General features: G+C 77.4%; 7 protein-coding genes. 5 read left to right on the top strand and 2 right to left on the bottom strand.

Annotated features, from left to right (window positions below; genetic code table 11):
- Positions 1–222 precede the first annotated feature (222 nt).
- The 4 genes from ATM99_RS16240 to ATM99_RS16225 all read left to right on the top strand — a co-directional run bounded on the left by ATM99_RS16240 (position 223) and on the right by ATM99_RS16225 (position 3,966).
- The gene (locus tag ATM99_RS16240; protein ID WP_062103882.1) at positions 223–954 is read left to right on the top strand and encodes a GNAT family N-acetyltransferase; all 732 of its coding nucleotides are present in this window, start codon (positions 223–225) and stop codon (positions 952–954) included.
- A 143-nt stretch (positions 955–1,097) separates the two neighbouring features.
- Complete coding sequence (locus tag ATM99_RS16235; protein WP_062103885.1) at positions 1,098–1,820, top strand: maleylpyruvate isomerase N-terminal domain-containing protein; 723 nt, start codon at positions 1,098–1,100, stop codon at positions 1,818–1,820.
- Between the two features lie 99 nt (positions 1,821–1,919).
- A complete protein-coding gene (locus ATM99_RS16230; protein ID WP_062103881.1) occupies positions 1,920–2,879 on the top strand; it encodes a zinc-binding dehydrogenase in 960 nt (319 codons plus the stop codon).
- Position 2,880: 1 nt separating this feature from the next.
- The gene (locus ATM99_RS16225; protein WP_082659941.1) at positions 2,881–3,966 is read left to right on the top strand and encodes an alpha/beta hydrolase; all 1,086 of its coding nucleotides are present in this window, start codon (positions 2,881–2,883) and stop codon (positions 3,964–3,966) included.
- A gap of 99 nt (positions 3,967–4,065) precedes the next feature.
- Here the strand turns inward: ATM99_RS16225 and ATM99_RS16220 are convergent, their stop codons facing one another.
- Positions 4,066–5,577 carry a hypothetical protein gene (locus ATM99_RS16220; protein WP_062103880.1) on the bottom strand — a complete coding sequence of 504 codons (1,512 nt, stop codon included), beginning with the start codon at positions 5,575–5,577 and terminating at the stop codon, positions 4,066–4,068.
- A 239-nt stretch (positions 5,578–5,816) separates the two neighbouring features.
- Here ATM99_RS16220 and ATM99_RS16215 point away from each other — a divergent pair, with 239 nt between their 5' ends.
- Positions 5,817–6,110: an MTH1187 family thiamine-binding protein gene (locus ATM99_RS16215; RefSeq protein ID WP_062103883.1), complete on the top strand. Its 294-nt coding sequence runs from the start codon at positions 5,817–5,819 to the stop codon at positions 6,108–6,110.
- A gap of 113 nt (positions 6,111–6,223) precedes the next feature.
- Here the strand turns inward: ATM99_RS16215 and ATM99_RS16210 are convergent.
- Positions 6,224–7,753: MFS transporter (locus ATM99_RS16210; RefSeq protein WP_062103879.1), on the bottom strand; the 1,530-nt coding region annotated here is incomplete at its 5' end.

Here is a 7,753-nt window from a genome sequence, read left to right as displayed (position 1 = left end):
CCCCCGCACCGGGCCGAACCACCCGCCGAACGCGGCCTCGCGCCGCTCCTGGCCGTGCGGGAACGGCACGACCCGGCGTTCGACGACGGCGGTGGACAGCAGCGGACGGGGGAATGACGTCGCCGCCCGCGGGGGTGGGCACCTAGGGTCGCGTCCGACCGAGCGGGTCGCGGGGCGCACGCGCCGACGGCCCACCCAGCACCCACCGCCCCGGGGAGTCCCGTGTTCTCGACCGCCGTCACCGACCACTGGCTCGCGGGCCTGGCACCGGCCGACCTGCCGGCCGCGCCGGGGACGTACCGCGTCGTCGTCGACGCCGACCTGCCCGCGTCGCGCCGGTTCTCGGTCCTGGACCCCACCGGTACGGGTGGTGTCGTGCGCGCGACACCGCAGGTCGCCGCGGCCCTTCGGCTCGTCGACGGCGGCACGGTGGGGTCCGCCGCGCTGACCGCCGCGCTGGCCTCGGCCGGGATCGCGCTCAACGGCGCCGACCACGTCTTCCACCTGCCCGTGGCCGCGCTGGACGCGCTCCGGGCGTCCGCACCCGACCCGGACGTGCGCGTGCTCACCGCCGCCGACGCCGACGCGTTCGCGGCCTTCGCGGCGGCGGCCCCCGAGGACGACCTCGACGAGGCGTACGTCGAGCTCGACCACTGGCTCGTCGTCGGGGCGTTCGTCGCATCCGCCGACGGTCCGCGGCTCGTGAGCGCCGCGAGCACCTACCCGTGGGCGGGCACGACGCTCGCCGACACGGGCGTGCTGACCCTGCCGGGGCACCGCGGGCGCGGGCTGGGCCGTCGCACGGTCCTCGCGCTCGCCGCGCACGCGCTGCGGCGGGGCCACGAGCCGCTGTACCGCTGTCAGCTCGACAACGCCGCGTCCGTCGGGCTCGCGCGGGCCGCGGGGTTCGTGCCGTTCGCGACGTGGGACGTCGTGCACCCCGACGACGACTGACCGGCGGACGTCCGCGCGACGACCCTCCGAGCGTCGGGGAGCACCGGGCGTCGGCGGCGCGCCCCGGCACCGACACCCCGGCCGTGCCGCCCGCCCGGCGGACGGCGTGGCCGGTCGCCACGCCGCACGGCACGATGGGGCGCATGCCCGCCGACGTCCAGACCGCCGCGACCGCCCTGCGGACCCAGTGGGACCGCCTGCACGGGTGGGTCGAGCACATGGCCGACCCGCGACTCGGGCGGCAGCCGTCGGTGCTGGACGGGTGGAGCGTCGTCGAGCTGTGGGCGCACCTGGGCCGGGCGATGGACGCCCTCGCGGTGTGCACGCCCCTGCCCGACGGGACCGTCCCGCTGTCGCTCGGCGAGTACCTCGGCACCTACGCGGGCCGCGCCGCCGACGTCGCGGAGACGACGCGCGCGCTCGCCGCCGAGCACGCCGCCGACCCCGTCGGGTACGTCACGAGGTCCGCGACCGCGGCGTTCGCGACGCTCGACGCGCTGCTGCCCGCCGACCCGGTGGTGCAGGCACGCCGCGGTCCCGCGCGGCTGTCGACCATGACCGTGTCCCGCGTGGTCGAGCTCGTGGTGCACGGCGACGACCTGTACCGCTCGGTGCGCCGCGCGCCCGGCGCGGACGCGGCGCCCGACCCCGTGGACCCCGGCGCGCTCGCGCTCGTCGCCGACGAGCTGCTCGCGATCGTGCGGGCCCGCGGGGGCTGGGACCTCGAGGTCGCCGACGCGCGCCGGTGGGTGCGGCTCGCGGCGGGCCGCGCGCCGTACGACGTCGACGAGCTCGCGCTCGCCCTGCAGCCGCGCTGGACGTCCGAGGCCGTGCCGGACCTGGGGCGCATGCTGCCGCTGCTCTGAGCCGACCCGGCCGCCCGGGGGGTCCGGCGGGCGGGCCGCCCGGCACGCCGGTGGCCCCCGTCCCGTCGTGACCCGACCGGCCGCGGGCTAGCGTGAGGCATGCTCTCCACGCGCGTCGTGTCCTTCTCCCCCGACGACCCGCTGTCCGGGCTCGAGGTCGGGGACGCCCCGGAGCCGACGACCCCCGACGGCTGGACCACGGTCGACGTGCGCGCGGCGTCGCTCAACCACCACGACCTGTGGTCGCTGCGCGGCGTGGGCCTGCGGGCCGAGCAGCTGCCGATGGTGCTGGGCACCGACGCCGCGGGCGTCACCGCGGACGGGCGCGAGGTCGTCGTGCACGCCGTCGTCGGGGGGCCCGACGGGCGGGGCGTCCCGGCCGACGAGCCGCGCACGCTGCTGTCCGAGCGGTACCCCGGGACGCTCGCCGAGCGGGTCGCGGTCCCCGCGTGGAACGTCGTCGACAAGCCCGCCGGGCTGAGCTGGGTCGAGGCGGCGTGCGTGCCGACCGCGTACCTCACGGCGTACCGGATGCTGTTCCGCTCGGGCGCGGCGCAGCCGGGGCAGCGCGTGCTGGTGCAGGGCGCGGGCGGCGGCGTCGCGGTCGCGGCCGTGCAGCTCGGCGCCGCGGCGGGGCTCGAGGTCGTCGTCACCGGGCGGGACGCGGGCAAGCGCGAGCGCGCGCTCGCGCTCGGTGCCGCGCAGGCCGTCGAACCGGGTGCGCGCGTCGGGCGCGTCGACGTCGTGCTCGAGACCGTCGGCAAGGCCACGTGGGAGCACTCGGTGCGCTCGGTGCGCCCCGGTGGGCGGATCGTCGTCGCGGGACTGACCTCGGGCGACCCGGAGCCCGCGTCGCTCACCAAGGTGTTCTTCCAGGAGATCAGCATCGTGGGCGCCACGATGGGCACGCGCGACGAGCTCGCTCAGGTGCTCGCGTTCCTGGCCCGGACCGGCGTCCGCCCGGTCGTCGACTCGACGTTCCCGCTCGCGCGCGCGGCCGACGCGCTCGCGCGGCTGCACGCCGGCGCGCACGTCGGCAAGATCGTCCTCGAGGTGTGACGTGACGCCCGAGCCGAGCACCGACGCCGCCACGGACACCGCAGCGGACGCCGCGGCGCAGGCCCCCACGGCCGCGCCGGAGCGCCCCGCACCGCCCGACACGCCCGCCTGGGACGGCGCGGCTCTCACGACGGACTGGTCGCCCGACGCGCTCGGCGAGGGGTTCCAGGCACGCCGCCTCGACCTGGCCGACGACGACGAGGGCGAGGTCACCGCGACGCTCGTCCGCTACGCGCCCGACCCCGAGCTGCGCCCGGCGCGTGCCGTGCTGTACGTCCACGGCTGGTCGGACTACTTCTTCCAGACCCCGCTCGCGCGGTACTGGCACGCGCAGGGCGCCGCGTTCTACGCGCTCGACCTGCGCAAGTACGGGCGCTCGCTGCGCGACCACCAGACCCCCGGGTACGTCGACGACCTGCGCACCTACGACGAGGACATCGGAGCGGCGCTCGACGTCGTGCGCGCCGAGCTCGGGCCCGTCGCCCGCGTCATGCTCATGGGCCACTCGACGGGCGGTCTCGTGCTGAGCCTGTGGGTGGCACGGCACCCGGGCGTCGTGCGCGGGCTGATCCTCAACTCGCCGTGGCTCGAGCTGCAGGGGTCCTCGCTGGCCCGCCACCTGTCGGCGCCGGCCATCAGCCGGCTCGCCCGGTTCAGCCCCAAGGCGGCGCTGCCCAACATCGACCCCGGCTACTACGCGCGCACCATCGACGTCGCCACCGGCGGCGACTGGACGTTCGACGCACGCTGGCGCCCCACGCCCTCGTTCCCCGTGCGCGCCGGGTGGCTGAGCGCCGTCATGGTCGGGCACGCCGCCGTCGCACGCGGTCTGCAGATCGACGTCCCGGTGTTCACCGCGATCTCCGACCGGACGCTCATCAGCCCGCGGTGGAGCGACGAGATGCGCTCGGCCGACGTCGTGCTCGACACCGACGCGATCGCGCACCGCGCCGTGCAGCTCGGACCCGTCGTCACGCTCGTGCGCGTCGCGGGCGGCATGCACGACCTCACCCTGTCGGCACGTCCCGCGCGCGAACGGTTCTACGCCGAGCTCACGCGCTGGCTCGCGTCGTACGGCTGGGCCTGAGCGGCTGGGCCTGAGTGGCTGGGCCTAAGCGGCTGGGCCTGAGCCGGCGGCGCGTCGGCCACGTCTGCGGGGCGGCGTGCCGGCCGCCGGCCCGGCGCGTCAGAGCGCGCCCGTGGCCTCCGCGAGCGTCGGGCCGCCGTCACCCAGGCGCCACGCGCGCCAGCCGTCGGCGCCCTCGACGCCCGAGACCGCCGCCGCCGCGACGTCCGGGTCCTGCACGACCGTGCCGTCGGGCAGCTCGATCATGCCGTCGGGGCGCAGCGTCGCCGTGAAGCGCTGACCGCGCCGCTCGCGCGCCCACACGAGCGTCGTGACGGCGCGCCGGCGCTTGGCGAGCGTCGCGAGCTCGGGGAACGGCCAGTCGGACCGCTCGGGGCGCGCCCCGGGGGTCGGGTCGCCGGGCAGCGAGAGTGTCGCGTCCACCGCGCCGGACGGGCTGCCGTGGTCGGTCGCAGGGGCGTCCGTGACGACGGCCCACCCGCGCGGCGACGTCGCCGCGGCGTCGCCGGTCGGGCCGTCGCCGGTCCCGCGAGCGGCCGTCCCGTCGTCGGGCGTCGTGCGGTCGGTCGTCGTGCCGTCGGGCGTCGGGCGGCCGAACGTCGGCGCGGTGGTCACCACGTGGTCCGGGACGTCGGGACGCTGCCCCGCGCCCTCGAGCGCGGCGGCCCGCAGCCCCGCCACGGGCGTGAGCGTCGGCGGCCCCTCGAGCCTCGACGAGCCGACGTCGCGCGGCCACGCGTCGAGGTCGGGCCGGCCCGCGGCGCCGGGCGCCGGCGGGTCCTGCGGCGTCCGCACCGTCGGGCCCGCCGTGCGGAACGGCAGCGGGGTCGGCTCGGTGACGCTGCCGCGTCGGCCGATCGGCGTCGGCGCGGGCGGATCGTCGGGCGTCGGGGGCGTGACCGCGCGCAGCTCGCCGGTCGGCAGCGAGCGACCACGCGCCGGGGGCGACCCCGGGCCACGCTCGGGCTCGTAGGCCATCGACGCGAACCCCTCGCTCGAGCGCACCAGGCGCAGGGCCGTCGGCTCGACCGAGCGCCGCGCGACCTCGTGCAGCGCGAGAGGCGACACCTCCAGCAGGCGACGCTCGTCGCCGCGCACGACCCCGACCTGCAGCACGTCGACCTGGTGCGAGCCCGCACGGAGGTAGCCGAGCGTGTCGACCGTCTCGGCCGCGACCTCGGAGCACAGCAGCAGCAGCCGCACGCCGCCGGGCGCGCGGCCGGCGCCCGCACCGAACGGCACCTGCTCGCGGAAGGCCGCGAAGTCGACCGCGAACCGGCCCGGGTCGGCGTGGTAGGCGCGGGACAGGTCGGTCGTCGTCATGCGCGCGGCGGCGCCGCCGTGGCGCAGCGCCGCGACGACCGCCTCGTCGTCGAGCACCTGCGCGACCTCGACAACCACGGGGCGCCCCGACGCGTCGAGCGCGAGGAGCTCCGGCAGGTCGGCGCGGTCCGACGCACCCCGCGCGCGCACGACGAACAGCGGCTCGCCCGCGATGGCGGCGAGGTGGTGCGTGAGCAGTGCGGTGACCTCCTGCGCGAACGACCCCGCCAGGGGCTGCATCGGCTGGACGAGGCGCGGACGTCCGTCGTCGAGCTCGAAGATGGGCATGTCGCGGCCGGGCCTTCCTCGCACAGCAGGGGCGGGTGGGACGGCGGCACGCCCGCCCGCGCGGGGTGCGGTCGTCGCACCGACAGGGTCCCACATCTCGGGCGGTCAGCGGCAGGGGTCGGACGGGCGACGCGCGCCACTCGCGGGGTGCGCGACGCGGCGCGCGGCACGGGTCGCCGCGTGCCCGCCCAACGTCCGACCAGGTGGACGCACCGCTCCGCGAGGGGCAGGGTGGGCGCATGCTCGTCGCCTTCTCCGTCGCCCCGCTCGGTGCGGGTGAGTCCGTGTCCCAGGCCGTCGCCGACGCCGTCCGCATCGTCCGCGAGTCGGGCCTGCCGAACCGCACCGACGCGATGTTCACGACGCTCGAGGGCGAGTGGGCCGAGGTGATGGACGTCGTGCGCCGCGCCACCGAGGCCGTCGGCGCGCACGGCCACCGCGTCTCGCTCGTGCTCAAGGCCGACATCCGCCCCGGTCACACCGGTGAGCTGGACGCCAAGGTGCAGCGGGTCGAGGCGCTGCTCGCGGACTGACGCGCGCGGCGGCCGGCCGGGGGCCCTCCACCCCCGGCCGGTCGCCGCGCGCGGGTCTCGGCGGCGGCTCAGCGGTGGCCGACTCAGCGGTGGCCGACTCAGCGGTGGCCGACTCAGCGGTGGCCGGCTCCGCGGTGCCGCCGCAGCACGACGCCGACCACCACGGCGACGAGGCCGACCGCGACCGCGCCGATGCCGGACGTGACCGCGACGCCGTGCGCGAACGCGTCCTGCGCCGCGACGAGCAGCGGGCCACCGACCGCGTCGGGCAGGTCCTTCGCGAGCGCGACGGCGCCGCCGAGGGTCTGGCCCGCCGCGGCGGACTGCTCGGCCGTCAGGCCCGCGGGCAGCGTGAGGTCCGCGCGGTAGGTGGCCGCGAGCACCGACCCGAGCACCGCGACGCCGAGCGACGCACCGAGCTCGTACGACGTCTCGGAGATCCCCGACGCGGCACCCGCGCGCTCGGGCGGCACCGACGCGAGGATCGCGTCGTTGGTAAGCGTCTCGGCGAGCCCCACACCCGCGCCGACCAGGGCGAACGTCGCGACGACGACGCCCGTGCGGTGGTCGGTGCCCAGCAGCGTGCCGAGCGCGTAGCCGCCCGCGGCCAGCAGCATGCCGACGGGCACGAGCGCCCACAGCGGGAACGACCGCGCGAGCCGCACGGCCACGAGGCCCGCCACGATCGACGCGACGGCGCCGGGGAGCAGCGACAGCCCGGCCTCGACGGGGTCGAGGCCCACGACGAGCTGCAGGTGCTGCGACAGGAACAGCACGAGGCCGGCCAGCGCGAACGACGCGGTGAAGTTGGCGCCGACCGACGCCGAGAACACGGGCCGCCCGAACAGGCCGACGTCGAGCAGCGGCGACGCGAGCGTGCGCTGCCGCCGCACGAACACCACGGCCATCGCGAGCCCGACGACCAGCGCGGCGACACCCAGCGCGTCGACGCCCGCCGACGCGAGGCGCTTGATGCCGTAGACGAGCGGCAGCATCGCGACGACCGACAGCACGACGCTCGCCGGGTCGAGGCGCCCCGAGCCGGGGTTGCGCGACTCGGGCAGCACGAGCGGCGCCGCGACGAGCAGCACGAGCACGACCGGCACGTTGAGCAGGAAGATCGAGCCCCACGAGAAGTGCTGCAGCAGCCAGCCGCCGACGATCGGGCCGAGCACCGACCCGCCGGAGAACCCGGCCGCCCAGATCGCGATGGCGAGGCGCCGCTGGTCGTCGTCGAGGAAGACGTTGCGCAGCAGCGACAGCGTCGAGGGCATGAGGGTGGCGCCGAACAGCCCCAGCAGGGCCCGGGCGGCGACGAGGTGCGTCGCGTCGGTCGAGAACGCCGCGAGCAGGCTGACGACGCCGAACCCGGTGGCGCCGATCATCAGCAGGCGGCGCCGTCCGACGCGGTCCCCGAGCGTGCCCATGGTGACCAGCAGGCCCGCGAGCATGAGCGGGTAGATGTCGACGATCCACAGCAGCTGCTGCGCGGTCGGCGCGAGCGCGACGGAGATCTGCGGCAGCGCGAACGACAGGACCGTGTTGTCGATGGACACGACGAGCACGGGCAGCATGAGGACCGCGAGCGCGAACCACTGCCGCGGGCCGGCGCGCGGCGGCACGGGGGTGGCGGGGTCGGTCGC

The sequence above is a fragment of the Cellulomonas sp. B6 genome (assembly GCF_001462455.1).
GTDB lineage: Bacteria > Actinomycetota > Actinomycetes > Actinomycetales > Cellulomonadaceae > Cellulomonas.
This window is presented reverse-complemented; position numbering and strand designations above follow the sequence as displayed.

What these genes read in the sequence shown, in the direction of transcription:
- ATM99_RS16235 (WP_062103885.1), top strand. Translation starts at nt 1,098, where the DNA reads ATGCCCGCCGACGTCCAGACCGCCGCGACCGCCCTGCGGACCCAGTGG.
- ATM99_RS16230 (WP_062103881.1), top strand. Translation starts at nt 1,920, where the DNA reads ATGCTCTCCACGCGCGTCGTGTCCTTCTCCCCCGACGACCCGCTGTCC.
- ATM99_RS16220 (WP_062103880.1), bottom strand. Translation starts at nt 5,577, where the DNA reads ATGCCCATCTTCGAGCTCGACGACGGACGTCCGCGCCTCGTCCAGCCG.
- ATM99_RS16215 (WP_062103883.1), top strand. Translation starts at nt 5,817, where the DNA reads ATGCTCGTCGCCTTCTCCGTCGCCCCGCTCGGTGCGGGTGAGTCCGTG.